Origin of the sequence: Sphingobacterium sp. UME9, from assembly GCF_014170215.1 — a bacterium.
In the GTDB taxonomy this organism is placed as follows: Bacteria; Bacteroidota; Bacteroidia; order Sphingobacteriales; family Sphingobacteriaceae; genus Sphingobacterium; species Sphingobacterium paramultivorum.
In genome coordinates this window covers 364,857-386,809 of sequence record NZ_LZZP01000013.1, presented here as the reverse complement: position 1 = coordinate 386,809, position 21,953 = coordinate 364,857, and the positions used below count along the sequence as shown (strand labels likewise).

Here is a 21,953-nt window from a genome sequence, read left to right as displayed (position 1 = left end):
CCATTTAAGATTTCACCATGAAAAAGAAACATCATTTTCTAATCCTTTTCCTTTTGTGCTGTATCGGATATTCCGCCCATAGTCAACAGGCTACGGAAACCCGGTTGGGAACACTTCCCGAATTAAGCCTGCACCGTGGCCATACGGTGCATATACTTTCACCCGAACCTATCCAATACGTTGACATCGCTTCGCATCATGTATCGGGCGACCTACCCCTTGAAAATGTACTACGTATCAAATTGCACGAGGATACCACGCAAACCGAACACCTCGATTACGAGCTTGGAACAGTTACCATTGTCGGCGATAACTTCGTGGCACAATACCGTCTGACGGCCCCATTGTGGATGAACGATGCGAGTATTCCGGCCATGCTCGAAATCAAACCGGAGCACACCCGTCCTTTGGAAATTTCGGAGATCGGGTTGAGCCGTAGCCAGATGAAAAACCTTGCACTTGGTCTGCTTACAAAAAACGTCCATCGGCCTGTACGGAGTACGAGGGATTACGGTGTAGGTATTGCGCTTAACAGCATTAGTACATTGGGCGATTATATCTTTCTTGACGTATCGTTTACCAATACATCAAACCTTTCTTACAATGTAGACGAACTTCGGTTTTTCATTGAAGATAAGAAGATCACCAAAGCAACCAACGTGCAGACCGTTGAAATCAAACCCCTATGGCAATACCAGCCCCTTGCCGAATTTAAGAAAAGACACCGTAACGTGTTCGTGCTGAAAAAGGCAACTTTCCCCGGCATTAAGGTACTTCGGGTAACGCTTACCGAAAAACAGATTTCAGGCCGTACAATAAACCTAAAGATAAAGTACGGAGATATATTGAAAGCCGACACCTTTTAGGTCGGCTTTATCTAACCTCTAATAACAGATACTTATGGAAGAAACCAAAGAGCAACAGGGGCTTTACCGTTCCCTGCAATTTGGCATATACCTGTCCGTTGTCCTTGAAGTCTTTTTGTTTTTCTATGTAGACAGGTTTTTCTTGACGGGAACAGCCCCTAACAGTTTGCTACTGTTTGCGGAAAGACTTTCGAGAGTGCCATTCTATGACGAATTGATAAACAGCAAACTCTTTACACTTGTGTTGATCTGTCTGGTCTCCATCGGAACATTGAGCCGAAAGAAAAAAGACCTCAATCCTAAAACCCAGATCGTATATCCTTTGGCATTGGGGATGCTTATCCTTTTTTCGGGCTTGTGGTTGCAAGGGCGTGAAGCCGCGCCTATATGGGGACAAGTTAATTGGTATGACCTTGCCTACATCACGAGTGCTTTTGCCGGAGCCATTTTGGTACACGTTGCAATGGACAATGTGTCTAAGATTATCAGCTCCAATTTGGGTAAGGATCGCTGGAACGTCGAAGAAGAATCCTTTATGCAACCAACCAAACCTGTGATAAATCCGTACTCGATCAACATCCCGACACTGTTCTATTATAAAGGGAAAGTCCGCAAAGGTTTTCTATCCATCGAAAACATTTTTAGGGGCCTAATTCTGTGCGGAGTTCCGGGAAGTGGAAAATCGTTTGGGGTCATTGCGCCAATCATCCGCCAAATGTTGGCCAATTCTTTCACGTTAGCACTTTATGATCTGAAATACCCTGATCTTGGTAAGATAGCCTATTACCATTATCTGCTTGCCAAGCAGAACGGTCGTTGCAGGGATTACCGTTTCCATGTTATCAATCTCAACGATCCCGCAAAGAGCAGACGGGTAAACCCTTTGAAAAGGGTTTATCTCAATACCCTTGCCGATGCTTCGGAAACAGCCGAAGCACTTGTTGAAGCCTTGAAAAAGGGAGACAAAAGCGGTGGTAGTGACCAATTTTTTACGCAGTCCGCCATCAATTTCCTTGCCGCCTGCATCTTCTTTTTCAGTAGGTATGAAGACGGTCGGTATTCCAGCCTGCCCCATGTGCTTGCCTTTCTCAATCTGTCTTATGAACAGATTTTTACTGTACTGTTCAGTAACCAAGAACTGGCTTCTCTACTATCGCCATTTTTGTCCGCCTACAAGGCAAAGGCATTTGACCAATTGGAGGGGCAGGTTGGAACGCTGAAAATCTTTATCAGCCGGATGGCCACCAAAGAAACATTCTGGGTTTTCGGTGCCGATGATTTCGAGCTCCAGATCAGCAACCCCAAACACCCCGGTATATTGGTGCTCGCCAACGACCCAAGCACGCAAAGCATTAATTCTACCTGTTTGTCGGTGGTACTTAATCGGGTTACGAAACTTATCAATACAAAAGGCAATTTACCCATCGGTTTAGTGGTGGATGAGGCACCCAGCTTATATATCCACCGAGTGGACGTATTGGTGGCACAGGCCAGATCCAATTTATCGGCCGTGGTTTTGGGGCTTCAGGAGTTTCCAATGTTACGCCAACAGTACGGTAAGGAAACAGCAGAAACCATCACGTCCATTATGGGTAATGTACTATCCGGTGCGGTCAGGAGCAAAGAAACTTTGGAGTGGCTGGAACGCCTATTTGGTAAGGTCAAGCAAACGGGTGAAAGCCTAAGCATCGACCGTACAAGAACCTCGCTGTCCTTGAACGAAAAACTCGAACCATTGATTCCAGCCGGAAAGATAGCATCGTTAAAAGCGGGTGAAATCGTTGGTATAGTTGCCCGTGATACGATGGAAACCTACACGGGAAAATACGAGACTACGGCGGTTAACTGCCGTGTCAATCTGGATATGGAAGCCATCAAAAAGGAAGAAGCGAATTATCGGGAACTACCGACCTATTACGACTTCGGAGATCGAAAAGAAGAAATCCTATTGTCCAATTTTTTCCGTATCAACAGAGAAGTACAGGAGATGGTCGAGCAGTTAATGCCGACACAGAACACACCCCAGATTCCCACTCCAACCGAAACCAAAATATCATGAACAACACGGAACGTTCTGCCTATCAGCGGAACATATTAACTATCCCAAGCCTTGTTTTCGGGTGGTTGCTACTTGTACCCTTTGTGCTTTATGGGCAGGGCATCGATTACAGTCCGCCATTGGACAAGCTAAAGGTTACATCACCGTTCGGGTACCGTATTCACCCGATCAATGGTAAGGCATCGCACCATAACGGTGCCGATTTCGCCGCCCGTTCCGATCCTGTATTCAATGTGCTTGACGGTCGGGTCAAAGCAACCGGAAAGCATAAAGTACTTGGTAAATATGTACGGGTACTTCATGGTGACGTGGAAACCATTTACGGACACCTTTCCCGAATACTCGTTTCGCCCAGTAATATGGTAACGGTGGGGCAACCCATTGGTATTACGGGAGCAACGGGCAGGGTGACGGGTGAGCATTTGCATTTCTCGGTGAAATTCAAAGGGAAATACCTTGACCCATTGAAATTCCTGCACAGACTAAGAGAACAATCGGATAAACCTTTAAACATCGAATAATATGGACTATCATTTAAGATCACTACAACAAAAACTAAGTATTCTGGCCAGTGGTGAGGATATTGGTCTAACCCCACAGGAAGCCGCCATTTATGGCGTGGAATACGCCGACGAATGGCCGGAAGACGAATCCCCGGAGGTGGGTGAATATGAGCAGTAAAAATTCAAAATCCCTGCATGAAATAGTAGCCGCAAATATCATCAAGAAACTTGAAGAGGGTACGGCACCGTGGCAAAAACCGTGGAATGACAACGGCCCAGCCTTTGAAATCCCATACAATGCCACAACGGGAAACCGCTATAAAGGGATAAATATTTTCTCCCTCTTGATGGCTGATCGTGAAGACCCCCGATGGATGACCTTTAAGCAAGCATCGGAAAAAGGCTTGCAAGTGCGGAAAGGTGAAAAGGCTTCCCTTATTCAGTATGTCAAACTACACCAATTGGTGCCCAAGAAAGACGAGCAGGGCAAACCAATTTTGGACGAAAAAGGAAAACCCGTAAAGGTTCAAGTAAGGTTGGACAGGCCGATCATTACAACCGCTTGGGTGTTCAATGCGGAGCAGATCAATGGTATCGAACCTTTGGTTAAACCCGATATTAAACAATTCCAATGGGATCCTATCGAAAGGGCAGAAAATCTCATTCAGGCTTCGGGAGCGAACATAACCCACAGTGCGGGCGACCAAGCATTTTATAGCCCACTCCGTGACAGTATTACCATGCCGTTCCGTGAGCAATTCGATGCACCAGATAAATACTATGCCACCGCACTCCATGAACTCGGCCATTGGACAGGACACGAAAACCGTCTTGACAGAAGTCTTATAAATAGATATGGAACAGAGGGGTATGCCCGCGAGGAACTCCGCGCCGAAATTGCATCCATGCTCATAGGTCAAGAACTCCACATTGGTCACGATCCCGGCCAACACGTTGCCTACGTGGACAACTGGATTCAGATATTGCGTGATACACCTTTTGAAATACACGCCGCCGCTGCCGATGCTGAAAAAATACTCAATTACCTATTGGCATTTGAACAAAAAAGGGAAATCAAGGCAGCCGCCGATGTGGCGGTCGAAGAACACACCGCAACACAAGCACAAAAGGCGAAAGAAGCAGCCCTTTCTATGGGTGATGAAATCGCCTATAACAATACGGCGTACAGGGTGCAAGGTCATCTGAAACGTGGACGTATGCGTGTGGAAGACCTGACAACCGGAAATGTATTTTCCCTATCCAAAACAGACCGGCTATATAATTCCCTGCTCCAAGCCAAACAGCATCCCGAAGCTGTCAAAGTGGGTGAAGACCTAAGGCGCCCGGCGCATACAGAAATGGAAGTTGTCGCCGCCTATGGTATCAGAAGATAAAATTATTAAAACCCAAAAAAACAATTACATCATGAAATACCCTATCAACGAACATGAAATGCCCCTAAACGAACTTGAAAAATTAGGGCTTTACAAAGACGGTGGATTTAGCATAAGCCCGGAGAATATCGATGCCCTGCTTGCAGGGAGAAGAACCGATATGTTGAGCATGGCCAATCTGAATATCGATGGGTTTGCCATCCGCCAACTGGATGCAAAGCTATCTCTTAGCCGAGGTGAGGACGGTACTGTCCAACTTAACATACATCCGATCTATCGTGAACCACAATGGCATCCGCTATTGAGCGACGACGAGGAAAAAGCATTGATTGCCGGAGAAAAACACGTAGTGAGTAAAGAACAGGAAATCGGCGGAAACAAAAAGAAGAAAGTCATCATTGAATACGACGATCTCACAAGGGAGTTTGTGACGTATGAACCCGAAGAAGTGCAGACCCCCATTCGAGTAAACGGCGAAGAACTTTCCGAAAAGCAACAAGAGGCTTTCCGTAACGGCGAAGTGGTGGAACTCAAAGACGGAACGAAAATCCAGCACTCGGCAACGGACAATAAGGGTATTCGTTCAGACCGTAAACGGCTTATCCTATCCGTGCTATTGGATGGCGGTATCTCATACTTGGTATTCCGTGGTATCAATAACCTAAGAGGTAGGCTCGAACCACAAAGTGAGGGGTACAGCGAGGGGTATAACCGTGCGTTGGCCGACATGATGATGGCCGACAAAAAGCTAAGGGAAAAAGGGAACGAGAAAACCGTTCAAGACCTTGCGCAAGATCTTCGGGATAAACAAGAGAGCAGGGGTTATACCCGTACCGTTGCGAGGTAATGGTATTTCTCCAATTAAAAGCCGGAGTAAGGAACTTCTTTGCTCCCTATATGGATATGGTCGAAGATAAAATTCTGTTTCCCTATACATTGGGAAATCAGGTCATAGATCATGAACGTTGGAACGAAAACGGTGTTCGTATTCCGGTAAGCAAAGGTGTATGGTTGGCGACGGATAGCATACCCTTATCCGTCACCGACCTTTTTATCGGTCATTCGGCTGGTGATATAATGTGCTTCTGCCATTATTACCCCAATTGGATTATTCCACACCGTCCGAGTGCATTTGCTTCATTGGGGTTATTGCCGATCAAAGAACAGTTTACTTGGCTAAAATCCCTTTTCACCAATGCCAAAATACATACGGTATTTGACGGGGGAATAAGTGGCCGTGTAGCCGATTGTAAAGTGGCAACGTGGCAGATCGGCAAGAGTGCAAGGTTTAGTCTTGTTGATGAACATGGCGAATTTTACTGCAACAAAAAGAAATACCGTATTCCGGTCGGTAATTTTTCATTAAACCGTTTTGAAAGATTGTCCGGCATCCGTGCAGGTATCAGAACCCATAAACCCAAAGCACCATTTGAAACGTTCTACCAATCCTTTGCAAACGGGCTAATCTAAACCAGCCCACCCGCACCCCTGATCCTTTATTGGGTCAGGGGTTTTGTTGTATATAAGGTAATCGGAAAATTTCGATTCCCCTATTTGGTTTATATAAAGTGTTTATCGAGGACTTGTAAATCCAAATCACTTATATATTTAAACCCATCCAGTTTCTTATTTTATTAATTTCTGTAATGTCGAAAAACAGATCAGCATCGGGGTCATAAAAACTCGTGTCCATTTGTAATATACCCTGATTATCCTTGCTCTGATCTATTAATTTTCCATATTCATCTATGGTAACACTCGGTGGCTGTGTAAAACCACCTATAACGGTTTCGGAATAATCTGTTTTTAAAACAAAAATATTAAGAATAGCTTCTAAATTTTTATTTAGAATATAGTATGTTCCCGCCGATTCTTTTTTGAATTGATCTTTAATAAATGGTGTCCACGGAAATATGGATTGACGCGGTTTGAGCAACTGTTCCCTTAATTTGTTATACTGCTCGGACAACAAAAAAATATAACCGAATTTTGCAAACGTGATAATATAATTGGTTTTGACTAAAGCATAATTTATTCGTTGAGGATCAAGTTTTCTGGCAGGAGGTATAATATTTAGTATTGGCCCGATAGTCTTATTTTTTATCCCATATATAAACTTTTCTAATAGGGTTGGATTATTATATTTTATCCTGTGGTAAGCTGTTAGTGTTCCATCCCCTAATGATTCAAGCTCGACTGTAAGTTTCTTGTTTTCGAACTCTATCGTTGCACTTTGCTTAGTACCCTTGTAAAAATAACTATCGTCAATAGCCCTTAATACATTAATTAAATGGCAATCTATCTCTTGCCCACAACTGTTATTACATTCCCGACATGTCAATGCTATTTTAGTACCACCCAACGCCGCTGGTGGAGCATCTTCCGCAGTAAGAAAATTTCTATATTTATTTTCATCCAGATGGTCTTCCGAAAATTCTCTTAAACAAATCGGACATAAATAAGGGTCAGCATATTTGAAAGTCCTGTCAATATATCCGTGTTCTTTCAGTAACAAAAGTTGCCCTGAAAATTTCTTGAATAAACTTCTTCTCCGTTCTAAATTACGCCCCATATAGCACTTTCTATATCAAACAAATGTTACCCAGTAATAGATCATACCCGAAAGGATTGTAGATACTCCGTGACATTCTTTTTTACTTCCTCAAATTTTTCATACGAACCGCCGAACATACCTACTTTAAGTGGAGACCAATTCTCTTTATCAGACGAAGCAAGTTTTTCTAATCCTTTTGTACCCCTATCCTCGTCCATTCTATTATTTCGCCATTTGAACTCACCATAGGGTGTCCAAGTCGATCCATATTTATTGCCGACCAAATAGCAGAAGTTCAGAGCTAATAGATATTCGAATTTATCGAAAGCATCAAGAAAATCACCCTCTGTATCAAACTGTTCATCCAAAAATGGCTTAATTTTTTCTTTTATAAAGGTATTTATGGGTGTCATATAATTTCTTCCAATCAGTTGGTTAACGAAACGGTTATCTATCATTGAAGTATTTGCAATTTCAATCAAATAGTCTTTTGGTCGTGAGCCATCGAAATCTGTGTTGGCTTTTATTTCAAATAACCTTTTAAGGAGAAGATAGTTGTCCATTTTTATAGCAATGATACCTATGGTATAAAATTGCAGTAATACTGGAAAATAATAAAGTTTCTTACTTTCTTCATGCCATTGAGACATTTGTTGGGGTCTCGCAGATCTGGATATGAAATCACAAATAAGTCCGTGGTGTTCTGGCTTGCTCCATAAAGTACAAGTTATAAGTAATGGTAATGTAACTAATGTTGACTCAACAAAACTATCCAATATCGGTGTAAGATTATTGTAATCGGGATGGGCAGCAGGTTGATACCTATTGAGTATCAATTTCATCAACTTTTTGTTTTCTTTTAGTAACAAGTCGTGAAGCTGAATTAGATATTCTGTCTTAGATAAATACTTTTTTGCTCGATTAATAACAATATCTATACTTAAATCATCGTTTCCGTCCATTCTTTCTAAAGCCTCAATACGCTCCAATAACTCAACAAAAAAATCATCTGCATCGGTAACTTTTAATGTTCTTCCTTTCCGCAGGTTTGCAATTTCTTCGAGTTCGATGCTTGAATTGCCAAGATGTGTCCAAAAACTTGAATATCGATGATTAGTGCTTGACCTTAAAGTTTCAATCAATGCATTATCCCATTTACCAGACCATCCACACGAAATTATCCCAAAATCATTCAAAACACTACCGAGATAATCTGAAAGTACACTATCGTATCCGCCAAGTTCTGTTTTGGTGTTTAGAAATCTACTATCTAAGTAATCTCCGTTTATTTTAACCAAAGTAAAGGGGCTATGGACTAAAGGAATTGCTCCATCAATATCGGTGTGGTGCCTTATTACCACAGGTTCGATACCATCACTCCGAAGAGCGGTTTCTAATAGACGATCAAAATTGGTCGTAATCACTACCTTGATATATCCCTTTTTGACCAATTTAGCGATTGCTTTATGCGCTTTAGTTGGTTGTTTTAACTGGACTTCATCGTCCTGTTCGGAAGTTTCGAAATAGGATTTAAGTATATTAAGCCTTTCTGTCGGTGTTAAAGCCAACTTTTCCAGTAAAGCAGAATAATCTGGTTCTTCCCTATATTTAATTCGGTACCATTCATCAGGATGTGCTCCGCAGTCCTCGTTTTCCAATTTTGCGATCTTCTTAATCAAGTCTAATACAATATCCCATCCCGTTGGAATACCTGAATTTCTTGAAATACCAGATCCTAGTAAAAATGCATATACGCCTTTGCTTGAAAAAATTGAAAGGGCTAAAAGGTTTAAGATATTATTCATATTAAAGCCAAAATACAGAAAAAGTCATTCCGTTTGTATTATTTTAATCTTATAGATTATAAAACAGATGGTGTAGTTCAACGTTCTTCATATCGTCACCTGGCAAGCTATGTTGAGATAATAAATGTGTTTGCTTAAGTACTTGAAATCCTCTTCTATATGTAACATGGGATTGAATACTACTGGCAGCCTCTGATAAAATATTAGTGAATTTTTTATTTCTGCCAAAAGTAATCACAATTCCAAAATTTTCACGCCAAGTAAGGTAATTCAACAGTTGATCGATGGTTTCTGCATAATGTTTTTGACCGCCCCAAATTTTACATTCGCAGACCAATATATTCCCTTTCGTTATGTTCAAATAAATATCAGTCTTACCTTTAGCCATGAAGGTTTCACCGGTTGCTTTTCCCTCAAAAAGAGCATTCAATCCCACTAAAATAACATTGCGAAGATCTTCTTCGCCACTATTTTCGAAACTTTTTGGTGTCTTTTCAAATTGAAGCCCTTGATTATCTATAATATGAATAATATCCAATACTTTACCGCGATCTATCACATAGTTTTCGGGTAGTTCAGGCTTAGGCCTTACAGCTTGTACTAACGGTTTTTGGTCAACCTGAATACGCTTAACCGCCACGTCATCCTTTCTTTTCAAAGGAATATTGATCTGCTTAAGTAAGGAATTATATTTACTTTTATCTGCTTCTAACTTGTCTTTTCGCACATTTACCAACTGCGTAAGTGCCGATTTTAAATTTTCATTACATCTCTCTATTTCCGCTGACACTGTATTTATATGGGTATAAATATGCTGTTTTTGTTGATCGATCATATTGGTAATCTGTCTTTCATCTCTATTGAAACCATATCCCTTCATGTCAATTTGAAAAGTCACGGAATCACTTTTCCAATCTACTTCGTCGCTACTCCAACTTAAGGAAAATTGAGATGGTCTCATTTTCAAAATCTCGGAAATCGACTTATTGGGCTTTAGTGCAATTGAAACGGAAATAGATTCGTATTCGAAGTTCAAATCTCCGTCATTTCTGTACATTGCCTCCCGATTGTTTGCACGAATTAGTCTTACTTCATTTTTGATATTTGCTGTCTCTCCAAGTTCTTCATCTAACTCAATCGGCTGAAAGTGTTTGTTTCCATAATAATATTGAACTAACTGGTCTGTAGTAGTACCGATTATGAAAGATTCAGGTTCGCGAAGTATTTGTAATCGAGCCTCCTCTAAGAAGCGTTTATATACGTCTGTTATACTAGGTTTATAAAAATTCATGATTAAAGATACTGATAATTCGCTGTAAGGTTCATTCTAATTTGTTCAAATGGGAAATGATATATGCGAAAGAAATATGATAAACGGTATTACTGCAAATCTGTATAATGACCGTCTATATGAAATAACCTCTTTAAAAAAGCTACAACTGGATTACAAGCAATATTTTTTGGAACCAAAAAATATTATGTTTTTTTCTGCAGTCGGGAGTGTTAATTTCGCAAAATGTAAAAATGATAATCTATTTCTTGCACACATTTAATATTTGGGTTCCTAATCTTAACTTACAAAGGATTAGATGGGTTATGCAGGCTATTGTAAATATCCTTATATGTTTGTTCAGTCATTAAGTAAGGCTGAACCTGGTCAAATCCAAAATTGTATGGAAATTCATTTATAAGACGTGAATTTTTGGCCATGATATACTTGCCATAATATGTTAAGATAACCTTATATACATCTATAATTCCGTAAATATTACGACTTAATAGTTTTGAGAATCGTATTTGCGAATAATGCTGTTTAGTGTGTATCGTTTGATCTCTTAATTCTTGTAATTCTACTAAATCTTGCCACCACTCCTCATTTTCAGGATTCGGTGTTTGATATATGTCGGTTAGAATTGTTTTTAATTTATCTTTTAATGGCCATCTACGCTCAATTTCTTCTCTACCCAACACTTTTGTTCCATTCGGTTTCTTATAAGTATATTCTTCTGGAATAAAACTATTTGTAAAAGCTTCAATAGAGCTATATGCAAAAATCAATGCGGTAGTGATAAGCTCGAAATAATCAAAATATTCCTTTTGTTGTTCTATTAATGGGAAATTTCCTGTATGATACTTGTGCCGGATTAGAATTACATCTTCATAAAACCTTTTTGCCATAGTTAGATTTTTTTCACAGATACTCGAATAGAGACTAACATCATTAGGTCTGTTTAGTAAAGTTGATAATCCATCAAACTCCAATACCCAATTGTCACCGAACGTATGTTTTTGGTTTAATTTATCTTGCTGTAAAATAATATCAGGTTTATGTGCTCTTAAGTCAGCATGTTCCATATATTCCTGATTTAATTGTTCTGCAACATACAATAAAGGATCTATGACGTTCCATGTTGTTTCTTCATAACCAACATAGTAGATAGTGTTGTTGTACGAGTAACTCTGTTCTATTGCTTCTTCAACTTCGGGGCTGTTGCCACTCATCAAGTCTGCAATAAAAGATAATAACTGCAAATGCTGTTTCTTTAATAAATCAGGGGTATCATTCTGCATTTGAAATATTAGAACTTTTCCGTTATTCCCTCTATAGAAGAACGAATATATAGCAGATCTAACAGAATTAGCCGAACGGTCCTTTGTTCGACCTACCATTTCAAAGACATCTCCTAAATAACTGTTGAACGCATGGTAAACGTCCGTTTTCGGTATGAAATGTTGTGTAATAAAATCTTCTGTTAGATAAATATTCATCCACGATGGAAAATATAGGAATCCATCATCAGGTATAATTTCTTTCTTTTCTAAATTTAACAACGTCGAAAGTGTACCAAAATCTATTAGGGGTTTATGGAACTTCTCCTGTAAAATTAATTGAAAGAGTTGTTCCGAACCAGTACATGCTACCGCGGTTTTAAAATCAGGCCAAATCATAATCAAAGTTATGATTCGCAAGACAAAAAAAGAAGACCTTTAGGATAGGACTTTGCTATAGCCTTAGAAAAAACTTAGCTTAAAATCCTACTCCCAAACACTAAAATACATACCGTATTCGATGCAGGAATAAGTGGACGTGTAGGTGATTGAAAAGTGGCAACTCTTTAAAAACGCAAGGTTTAGTCTGGCCAATGACCAAGGAGAGTTTTATTACAACAAAAAGAAGTACCGTATTAAGATCAATATTTTTTCATTGAGCCGTTTTGAAAAATTATTCGGTATCCGTTCGTGTAGCCGAACACATAAACCAAAAATGCCATTTGAAACGTTCTATCAATCCTTTACAAATATGGGCTAATCCGAACCAGCCCACCGAAACCCCTGATCCTTAATTGGGTCAGGGGTTTTTGTCGTGGGTCAAACATTAAGTTTTCAGAAACGACTAAGAACCAGTTCATCACCATTAACGGTGTGCATTATATAAATATTACGGTTTTTATTAAAAAAATACGCGTTTTGTGAAAAATATAACAATAATCGTTATATTTGTAACGCAAAACATTATTTATGTACACAGAGATAATTAAGATAATAGAGGGTGGTTTAGCGAAAGATTCCAGAAAAGTAAGCAGTTACGCCAAGCTTCTTGCTGAAAATTTGGGAAAAAGCGGAGAACCTAAATTGGCAGAAAAGATCATTAAGATTTTAAACAATACAAAAGCACAGGCGGTTTATATGGATCAATTAGTTAATACACCAGTTGATCAAGAAACAAGGATGAATATAGTCGACTTTATACTGCCTGATGAGGAGAATATAAAAGTCGTAATGCCCGAACAATTGGAAAATGCTATCTCTCAATTTATAAAAATCAATATTAATAAAGATCATTTAAGGTCTGCTGGCTTAGAAGTAAACTCTTCTTTATTGCTTTATGGCCCTCCGGGTTGCGGAAAGACAACTATCGCAAAATATATCTCGAAAACCCTCAATCTACCATTGGTTGTTGCAAGATTGGACTCTTTAGTGTCATCATTATTAGGAAACACGTCAAAGAATATAAGGAAAGTTTTTGAATTTGCAAGCAGACAGCCTTGTATATTATTTCTTGATGAATTTGACGCAATCGCAAAGGCAAGGGACGATCATCACGAGCTAGGGGAATTAAAGCGAGTTATAAACAGCTTACTTCAAAACATTGACGAATTTACTCAAAACAATATACTACTTGCGGCCACTAATCATCATGAGCTTTTAGATAAAGCCATTTGGAGAAGATTTAACAGCATTATTGAAGTAGGGCTCCCAGGCAAAGAAGAAATTCATGATCTTATACAGCATTATTTTTCTAAACATCCTACTGACTTTACAGCCGATTCCAGAAAAATGGACAAAATAGTCGCAGCATTAGATAGCTTGTCACCTGCCAATATAAAATCTATTGCACAAAATGCTATCGCCAAAAATATTATAGAGTCTAAGTCTGTCGTGTCATTTGAAGATTTAGTTCTTGAAATATTTTTGTTTCAACATCACGGTTCTTACAACCAAGAACAACTAATTAATTTTTTGACATCTCAAGGAGTCTCTCAAACTAGCATTAAAGAACTTTGCAAGATATCAATCAGACAAGTTAGAAACGCATTAAAATACTAACCATGGAAGATAAAAACCTACCAATTAAACTCTTTAAGAAAAGAGATAACGTTGATGACAGAAGAACAGAAGGCATGTCCAGCGACGAACTCCCTCGCTGGGTTATGACGCGCCAAGAACTTTTAGTTAAAGTTGACGAATTCCAGTCCTCGCTGAATACGGTAAAAAAAATATTGGAAACGAGGGTTAAAAAGGACAATTATCTTCCTGCGGTGCTTAAAGTCAGCTTGCGGGATGTCGCAATAGCAAAATCTCACCGCACACAAGTTGGAAAATTATTTAATGTCAATCATAAGTATAACTTTATTGGGATGTCCGACGATTGTGATCTAATGGTAAAGGTTGACAATGTAAAAGACTTGGATGAAATAAGTAAAAATGTAAACTCTATAGATAAAAATGCATATGGTCTTTCTGCTATTGAAGATCTTGGCGTTTTCAGTCCAGCAATAGAGGAGAAATTGGGGGTTTTGAAAGTTAGGTTAATAAATTACAACGATTATAGTTTAAATTCAGTCGCGGAATCAATCTTTATAAATAAACTGTCCGAAGCCAACATTCAATATAAAAAAACTAGATATGCGGAGGACTTAACGATATTTAAGCTTGAAAAAGTAACAACCGACCAATTTTCTAATATCGAAGATTTTGAGGCGGTATACTCGATAGTTCCGATGCCCAAAGTTGAAGTTGGATTAGATTATGCGCTCGAGGATTATGATATTCCTATCAAGGAGCCAATTGAGAATATAGATTACCCTATCATAGGTGTTTTAGATTCGGGAATAGCAGACATTCCACATTTAAAACCTTGGTTGTTGGACGAGAGTTTTACGTCCTATCCAGAAAGTTTCCTAGATAAATCCCATGGAACTTTTGTTGCAGGAGTAATTGTATATGGTGATGAATTGGAGGGGCATAAATGGACTGGATTTGGAGGATGCAAATTGTTTAGTGCAGCCGTATTTCCAGATCTTCAGATGGAAACAATAGACGAAGATCAGCTGATAGAAAATATCCGAGAAGCTATAAATAGCCGCCCAGACATAAAAATATGGAACTTATCATTAGGGTTAAAATCAGAATGTGACCTGAATGATTTTTCAGATTTTGGAAAATTCCTCGATGATATTCAGCTAACAAATGACATTCTTATTTGCAAATCAGCTGGTAATTGCAAAAACTTTCTAATTCCGGCGGGGGTTCAAAGGATTCCTAAGTCAGCAGACTCCGTCAGGTCTTTAGTTGTGGGGAGTATTGCTCATAAAAAAGGAATAAATGACATCGCGGAAATAAATTGGCCATCACCATTCAGTAGAATTGGATTCGGACCAAATACATTAATAAAGCCTGATATAATTCACTACGGCGGAAACGCTGGTAAAAATACCTCTGGAAAAATATCCGTATCTGGAGTACGTTCATTTTCTATAGGCGGTGCTACTGTTAGCGATGTAGGCACAAGTTTTTCGACTCCAAGAATAACAACCCTAGCTGGTGGTTTAAATTTTAAGATCGAAGACAATTTTAACCCACTATTATTAAAAGCCTTAATAATCCATTCAGCTAAATATCCAGACAACGTAACGTTAGGTCTGGAAGAAAAGATTAAATATATGGGCTATGGTCTTCCTGCTGATGTAGACGAAATAATTTATAATTCACCAAGCGAGATAACTTTAATCTTACAGGATAGCGTTGTTAAAGGAAGTTATTACGAAATTTTAGATTTTCCGTTTCCTACAAATATGATTGAACACGGACGTTTTTACGGGGAAATCACTCTAACTCTGGTTTCTTCCCCAATTGTCGACAATAATAATGCTACTGAATATTGTCAATCTAACATTGACGTTTCTTTTGGAACATACGATAAGGTAAAAGTCCGAGATATTCAAAAGCGTCATATTTTGAATGAGTACGGTACAGACGGTGCAATGAACTTGCTTAATCCAGCATTATATAGCAAAAAACATCTAAAAAATTCGTTAAGCCCATTTGCTGGAGAACGATTGTTGAGAAACTATGGGAAGAAATACCATCCTGTCAAAAAATACTCAATTAATTTGGACGAATTAACAGAGACGAATTCGCTTAATGCACTTACAGCGCCTAAAAGATGGTATTTGCGACTTGAAGGTTTATACGGGTCATTTATTGAATCTCGCGCAGCTATAGATGGTACAATCTTAAGTCAAGAATTCTGCATGGTTGTAACTATTAAAGACAAACGGAATAGCACACAAGTTTACGATAATGTATCAAGACTATTAGATACAAACAATTTCGTACATCAAAATATAAAACTGCGTAACACCGTCGATATAAGATATGGTTCAGGTCGGGGTTCCAATGGATGACCCGTTGCATTCGGATATAAAATCTTTATTGGATGAAGAAACTATTAATATTACCTGAACTCATTAAAGAGGTAAAATTTGGGAAAAATTTACTTAAACAGTTTCTGTTTGCGGAAGCTATTATAAAACCTTCAAGCTTGGAGCTGGGTAACGGTTTTCTTGTTGTAACTGCTGACGAACAACGTTATTGTGTGGTAGGTAAAGGCAAATCAGTGCCGCCGAGTTATAAGTATATATTAGTTTCAGATAAGCAGCCAAACCATCAAAATCTCTATGACATCAATTTAAAATGGTTGAAATTCCCAGGTCTTGACGAGGAATTTGATGCAAACCCGGTTACTGATAGCTGGACTAATACTTTTTCATTTATTGAAGAAGATCAGGAACAAGAAAAGCGGGGGTTAAGAAAGCCACAAATTGCAGCAATTTTTAACGTTTTGTCACACTGGCGAGTAGGCGGAGAAATAGGCACCGTAATTATGCCGACTGGTACAGGTAAAACTGAAACGATGCTTTCCCTTCTAATTGCAGAGAAAATTAGGCGACTATTGGTTATCGTCCCGAGCGACCCTTTAAGAGAACAAATATCAAACAAGTTCCTAACACTCGGACATCTACAAAATCCCGAATTTGGAATCGTTGGAGTCACTGCAAAAAAGCCAATTGTTGGCATTTTAAACGAAAATTTTAAAACAGAGCAAGAATTAACTGATTTCATAACCAAGTGTAATGTTATAGTAAGCACCATGGATCTGATTGCTGCTGGTAGACTCGAAATGCAGAGAACGTTAGCCAATATGGTGACTAAGATATTTATTGACGAAGCTCATCACGTAAAAGCGCCGACTTGGTTGTCCTTTCGGAGGATGTGTGATAAAGAGAAAGTAATACAATTTACAGCTACGCCATTCCGAAATGACGGTCAAAGTTTAGATGGTCAATTTATTTTCAATTATTCTTTGAAAAAGGCTCAAGAAGATGGCTACTTTAAAAAAATATCATTAATTCAAGTCAACGAATGGGATAATTCAAAATCCGACGCTGCTATTGCCGATGCTGCCGTTGACCAACTACGAAAAGATTTAAAGGATTACGATCACATCTTAATGGCTCGATGTAATAAGCAGACTCGAGCTGATCATGTTTTCGAGATTTATAAAAAGCATACTGACCTAAATCCTGTGGTTATTCACCGAGGACGTCCAGTTGAGGAAAGAAAAGAAACCACAAGAAAAATCTTAAGTAAAGAGGCGAAAATCATAGTTTGTGTGGATATGTTAGGCGAGGGTTTTGATTTGCCTAATTTGAAGATTGCTGCATTTCATGACATCCGCCAAAGTTTACCAATTACCGTTCAATTGGCGGGTAGATTTACGAGGACCAAGTACGACGAAAAATTAGGAAATGCCAGTATTGTTGTTAATCTCAAAGATTCAGATGTGCCGAAAGAACTGGAAGAATTTTACGCCTTAGGTGCAGATTGGAATACTCTACTACCACGTGTCAGTATCAACAGTATTAATAAAGAAGTAGATTTTTCCGAATATTTGAATGGATTTGTCGACGTTGATCAAAGCAAGATTCCTTTTCAGAGTCTTAGACCTGCTTTAAGCGCAGTAGTTTACAAAAATCACACTGATACTTGGTTCCCAAGTAACTTTCAAGCAGGAATACCAAATGTTGAGGATTTAGATTATCTGTTCCATTCGATAAATCGTGATAAAAAGACGTTAATCGTAATTACTGGCAAAAAGAACAGTATCGACTGGGGTTATTCAAAAGATATTTACGATATAAACTGGACGCTCTATGTCGTGCATTGGGATACACGTAACAATTTACTATTTATAAATTCTAGTGAAAATGTCGGTGTTTACAAAGACCTAGCCGAAGCAATAATTGGGGATCAAGCTGAAATCGTTAATAAAATCAACATTTTCAAAACATTTTATGGAATTGACCGTGTTCGCTTACAAAATGTCGGGCTAAAAGAATTTCTAGGGAAGAATCGCTCATTTAGTATGCATACTGGTTTTGATATTGAAAAAGCTTTGGATCAGGCAGATAAAGAAGGGGCTGAAAAAGCTTTTGTATTCGGAAGTGGTTTTGAAAGTGGTCAGAAAGTTTCTATTGGTTGCTCTTATAAAGGTCGGGTTTGGTCTCATGCAAAAGGAGATATTCATCAATTTACAGAATGGTGTACCCATATTGGTAATAAATTAGTTAGAACAGATATTGATCCTAATACTATCTTAAAAGAAACCCTTATTCCTAACTCTGTTTCCATGCGTCCGTTAATTACTCCATTTGCCGTGGAGTGGGATGAGTCTGTATATCTTGAACCCGAAACCAGAATTACAGTTACGGTTAATGGTAAACCATACGAGTTCTATAATGTTGAGCTTAGAGTTGTCAACCCCACGGAATCCGAGACCTTATTGTTCGAATTAGTTACTCCTGCAGAAGTCATTACATTCAAACAAGAACTTTTTAATAATGCACGTTATGACGATTACAAGTTTGAGCAAGTAGGATCTACCCACGACATTCGCGTGAATAAGGGAAGGAAACAAGTGTCATTCGAACATTTTCTTTATGAAAATCCTGTGACTTGGTGGTTCGTTGATGGCTCTTCATTAAATGGCAACAGCTTTGTGGAGTTAAAACAGCTCATACCCTTATATCCCCAAGAACAAATATTAGGCTGGGATTGGACAGGAGTCAATTTAAGCTCTGAATCACAACAAGTCGAACCAAAAGTCCTAGACTCAATTCAATTTAAGATTATCCAAGCTTTAAAAGCTGGTGACTATGATATTATCTATGATGACGATTATAGTGGTGAAATAGCAGATGTAATTGCCATCAAACAGTTTGATGAATATATCAATATTCAACTATACCACTTGAAATATGCTAAAGCAGGTATTGTTAGCAGGAGAATCGACGATCTTTATGAAGTATGTGGTCAGGCGATGAAGTCGATCAACTGGAAGTTTAAAGATTCTAAAGAGTTCTTTGAACATATGCTTCGTAGGGAGATTAAAAAGAGTGGTGGGAAAACATGCTCTCGAATAGAATTTGGTGACAAAGATAAAATCAGCTTTTTGAAAGAGCTTGCAAGGAAATCTTATCCAGTAGAGTTTGAAATGTTTATTGTCCAACCAGGATTGTCAAGTATCTCACCATCTATTGAACAGCTCACTTTATTAGGTGTTGTGAGTTCCTATTTGAAAAGTAAAGGTTTAATCAGTTTGACAATTATTGGTTCGTCAACAGAACCTCGATTAAAATAAAAATATTATCATTAAATTGAGCTAACATCATGAACGAATATAACATCAATAATGTCAGAAACTGGATTGGAGATTCTTTGAGAGCACTAATGCTTGTGGACCATATCTTACTCGAAAGAAGAGTGAAAGAGGAGTGTATAAACCATAGATTAGCGAGATTTCTAGAATTATGTTATCCAAGTGTTTTTCTCGATGAGTTTCCAGCTAATTTGGAGATTGATTTAGAATATAATAAAAATCTAGATGAGGGACCAAAATTTCTCGAAGTAGGACACGGTATGATGATATCGATTAGACCGGATATTATCGTTCACCATCGATTAGATAATAATTCAAACATTCTTGCAATTGAAGCAAAACTTGACTACTTAAGATTTGGTGATAGGCAAAAGTTATCCGGTTTGGTTATGGAACCCTATAATTATCGATTTTCGGCCGGAATATCTTATCTGCCTGCAAAAGAATATTCCAGAGTAATGCTCTGTAGTATTGCAAACGATCCTATTTGTTTTGATGTTTATAAAAATGATTATCATTAGTAAAAAACCGTAACAAATACGTAACAGTGGAAAATTTTGCGATTCCAAAAATTGTTCATATATTGCTTCTGTAAAGCAGAAATGGCATTTTTCAACCATTTCCAAGATATATGACCATCAGACTCATAATCTTTTGGTCCCTGGTTCGAGCCCAGGTGGGAGCACAGAACAAAAAAGTCGCTTTTCTATATAGAAAAGCGACTTTTTTGGTTCTTAGACATCCATATTTATTAAGGGAATTGACCTAGGGAATCCCTTCTCTTTTTTGAGCATAATGTAGCAATTAAAAAAGTAACCACACGAAAGATTTATTCAAAAAAACACAAACGAGAATCTTATTTGTAATTATTCTAAATAAAAATGTAGATTTGCGCCATTCTTACCATGAAACAACATTGGACAGCTACATTAAAAGGTTCTTCTGAAGCTTTTGAATCCTTATATGACTTAGTATATCGAGAGCTTTTCGCTTATGGCGTTATGTTGGGGTATTCGCGCGAATCCGTAAAAGACGGTATACAACATCTTTTCTTAGAACTATGGGAAAAACGTGACCGACTACCCGATGTTGATAATATCAAGTCTTATTTAATGACATGGCTACGCCGTGTACTGAATGACCATCGCGTATTGAATGAAAAATTAAATTCGGGAAATTATCAGCCCAATGATAATACACCTTCACATGAAGCTTTACTCATACAACAGGAAACCGTAAACGAAACCACTGCGCGTCTATCAAAAGCATTGGAATCCCTCACACCTAAACAAAGACAGGTGATTGACCTTAGGTTTTTTCAAAATATGTCTTATGAACAGATCGCTTCCAAAACAGGCAATAGTCAGCGTACAATCTATAACATTGTATATGAATCTGTTAAGATTTTAAAAGAAAAAAAATAAAAATAATCCGGTAAAAAAACGGAATTGCTCCCTCTACCTTCATATATACATGAAAAAAATTTATAACGACAGCGTTGATTTGCTCAGTGACGAAAGTTTTGTGTCTTATCATAATGGAACCGCAAATAAACAGGAAATTCATTTTTGGGATACATGGATCGCAGAAAATCCGGATAAATTGGATCTTGTTGCAGATGCGCGAAAGATGCTCGATACACTAAAAATGCATATCACCGAAACGGAATATCAAGTTGAAAAAGACAAACTATTTGCGACACTCGAAAGCAAAGTGCCTACAAAAACTCGAAGACTGACAACGAGGTGGCGCTGGATCGCCGCAGCATCAATCCTGCTCATAGGAACATTTACATTCCGTCAGTTTTTCTACAAAGACTCACCTCAGCGTACTTTAGCTGTAAATACAGTTTCCGCTGAACAATGGCTCAGTGTAGTCGCCCAAAATGGCAAAATGGTTAAAGTCAATCTAACTGATGGCAGCCAGATTACGTTGATGGGTGGTAGCACACTAAAATACCCCAAACATTTCCGTAAGGATACAATGTATGTCCTACTAGATGGCGATGCACGCTTTAACATTGCAAAAAAGCCTGATCGCACATTTGCTGTAAAAACAGGCAATACCTTGGTAACAGTATTGGGAACACAGTTTTTGGTCGAACAAGCTGACACTAAAAATACCAGAGTCAGTTTGTTTTCTGGAAAAATTAAACTAACCAACCACTTAAACAACAAACAAGCCCTACTCAGTCCGGGACAACAGGGGTATGTCACAAATCAGGAGATCCATCTCGATAAATTTACGCCAACAGAGATCAATAATTTTGCAGAAGGTATTTTGCATTTTCAAAATGCTTCTTTTGCTGAAGTCGCGCGAAAAATGGAGCAATATTATGGTGTCCACATCTCTCTCAGCAAACCAAATGCACGATGGCGGTATAGCGGGCATTTTGAGAAGCTGCCTGTTGAGACCGCACTCGCCGCGATTTGTTTTTCAAAAGAATTGTCATTAAAAAAAATAGCAACAGATACCTATGTGCTTTATTAA

At 38.5% G+C, this 21,953-nt stretch carries 18 protein-coding genes and 1 tRNA gene; 15 read left to right on the top strand and 4 right to left on the bottom strand.

Features of this window, described 5'->3' with window-relative positions; all coding sequences use genetic code 11:
• Positions 1–17: 17 nt before the first annotated feature.
• Genes traN through A9970_RS20685 form a run of 7 tightly spaced genes read left to right on the top strand, consistent with a single transcriptional unit; the run spans position 18 to position 6,292 of the window.
• On the top strand, positions 18–866 hold the full coding sequence (gene traN, locus A9970_RS20715; protein WP_182983528.1) for a conjugative transposon protein TraN: 849 nt from the start codon (positions 18–20) through the stop codon (positions 864–866).
• A 34-nt stretch (positions 867–900) separates the two neighbouring features.
• A complete protein-coding gene (locus tag A9970_RS20710; protein ID WP_182983527.1) occupies positions 901–2,925 on the top strand; it encodes a type IV secretion system DNA-binding domain-containing protein in 2,025 nt (674 codons plus the stop codon).
• Positions 2,922–3,446: a M23 family metallopeptidase gene (locus A9970_RS20705; protein WP_182983526.1), complete on the top strand. Its 525-nt coding sequence runs from the start codon at positions 2,922–2,924 to the stop codon at positions 3,444–3,446. The genes A9970_RS20710 and A9970_RS20705 overlap by 4 nt, the downstream gene beginning before the upstream one ends.
• A gap of 1 nt (position 3,447) precedes the next feature.
• On the top strand, positions 3,448–3,606 hold the full coding sequence (locus tag A9970_RS20700; protein ID WP_182984346.1) for a hypothetical protein: 159 nt from the start codon (positions 3,448–3,450) through the stop codon (positions 3,604–3,606).
• Positions 3,596–4,822, top strand: a complete 1,227-nt coding sequence (locus A9970_RS20695) for an ArdC family protein (protein ID WP_259655448.1) — start codon at positions 3,596–3,598, stop codon at positions 4,820–4,822. The genes A9970_RS20700 and A9970_RS20695 overlap by 11 nt, the downstream gene beginning before the upstream one ends.
• 31 nt (positions 4,823–4,853) lie before the next feature.
• Positions 4,854–5,669 carry a DUF4099 domain-containing protein gene (locus A9970_RS20690; protein WP_182983525.1) on the top strand — a complete coding sequence of 272 codons (816 nt, stop codon included), beginning with the start codon at positions 4,854–4,856 and terminating at the stop codon, positions 5,667–5,669.
• Positions 5,669–6,292, top strand: coding sequence for a hypothetical protein (locus tag A9970_RS20685; protein ID WP_182983524.1), 624 nt, complete (start codon positions 5,669–5,671; stop codon positions 6,290–6,292). Before A9970_RS20690 ends, A9970_RS20685 begins: the two co-directional genes overlap by 1 nt.
• A 130-nt stretch (positions 6,293–6,422) precedes the next feature.
• Here the strand turns inward: A9970_RS20685 and A9970_RS20680 are convergent, their stop codons facing one another.
• The 4 genes from A9970_RS20680 to A9970_RS20665 form a co-directional block, all read right to left on the bottom strand.
• Positions 6,423–7,394 (bottom strand): hypothetical protein, encoded by a 972-nt coding sequence (locus A9970_RS20680; protein WP_182983523.1) that lies wholly within the window; start codon positions 7,392–7,394, stop codon positions 6,423–6,425.
• Between the two features lie 41 nt (positions 7,395–7,435).
• Complete coding sequence (locus A9970_RS20675) at positions 7,436–9,181, bottom strand: SIR2 family protein (protein WP_182983522.1); 1,746 nt, start codon at positions 9,179–9,181, stop codon at positions 7,436–7,438.
• A 49-nt stretch (positions 9,182–9,230) separates the two neighbouring features.
• The gene (locus A9970_RS20670) at positions 9,231–10,472 is read right to left on the bottom strand and encodes a hypothetical protein (RefSeq protein ID WP_182983521.1); all 1,242 of its coding nucleotides are present in this window, start codon (positions 10,470–10,472) and stop codon (positions 9,231–9,233) included.
• Positions 10,473–10,756: 284 nt separating this feature from the next.
• A complete protein-coding gene (locus A9970_RS20665) occupies positions 10,757–12,130 on the bottom strand; it encodes a hypothetical protein (RefSeq protein WP_182983520.1) in 1,374 nt (457 codons plus the stop codon).
• Between the two features lie 145 nt (positions 12,131–12,275).
• On the opposite strand from A9970_RS20665, the gene A9970_RS20660 reads away from it, so the two are divergent.
• The 8 genes from A9970_RS20660 (at position 12,276) to A9970_RS20625 (ending at position 21,953) form a co-directional block, all read left to right on the top strand.
• Complete coding sequence (locus A9970_RS20660; protein WP_182983519.1) at positions 12,276–12,491, top strand: hypothetical protein; 216 nt, start codon at positions 12,276–12,278, stop codon at positions 12,489–12,491.
• A 209-nt stretch (positions 12,492–12,700) separates the two neighbouring features.
• Positions 12,701–13,789 (top strand): AAA family ATPase, encoded by a 1,089-nt coding sequence (locus tag A9970_RS20655; RefSeq protein ID WP_182983518.1) that lies wholly within the window; start codon positions 12,701–12,703, stop codon positions 13,787–13,789.
• A gap of 2 nt (positions 13,790–13,791) precedes the next feature.
• A complete protein-coding gene (locus A9970_RS20650) occupies positions 13,792–16,149 on the top strand; it encodes a S8 family peptidase (RefSeq protein ID WP_182983517.1) in 2,358 nt (785 codons plus the stop codon).
• A 32-nt stretch (positions 16,150–16,181) separates the two neighbouring features.
• Positions 16,182–19,445 carry a DEAD/DEAH box helicase gene (locus A9970_RS20645; RefSeq protein WP_182983516.1) on the top strand — a complete coding sequence of 1,088 codons (3,264 nt, stop codon included), beginning with the start codon at positions 16,182–16,184 and terminating at the stop codon, positions 19,443–19,445.
• A gap of 29 nt (positions 19,446–19,474) precedes the next feature.
• Complete coding sequence (locus tag A9970_RS20640; protein ID WP_182983515.1) at positions 19,475–19,984, top strand: hypothetical protein; 510 nt, start codon at positions 19,475–19,477, stop codon at positions 19,982–19,984.
• A 64-nt stretch (positions 19,985–20,048) separates the two neighbouring features.
• Positions 20,049–20,148 (top strand) — tRNA-OTHER (locus A9970_RS20635).
• A 220-nt stretch (positions 20,149–20,368) separates the two neighbouring features.
• Positions 20,369–20,887: an RNA polymerase sigma factor gene (locus A9970_RS20630; protein ID WP_182983514.1), complete on the top strand. Its 519-nt coding sequence runs from the start codon at positions 20,369–20,371 to the stop codon at positions 20,885–20,887.
• A 49-nt stretch (positions 20,888–20,936) separates the two neighbouring features.
• Entirely contained in the window at positions 20,937–21,953 is a 1,017-nt protein-coding gene (locus A9970_RS20625) for a FecR family protein (RefSeq protein ID WP_182983513.1), read from the top strand.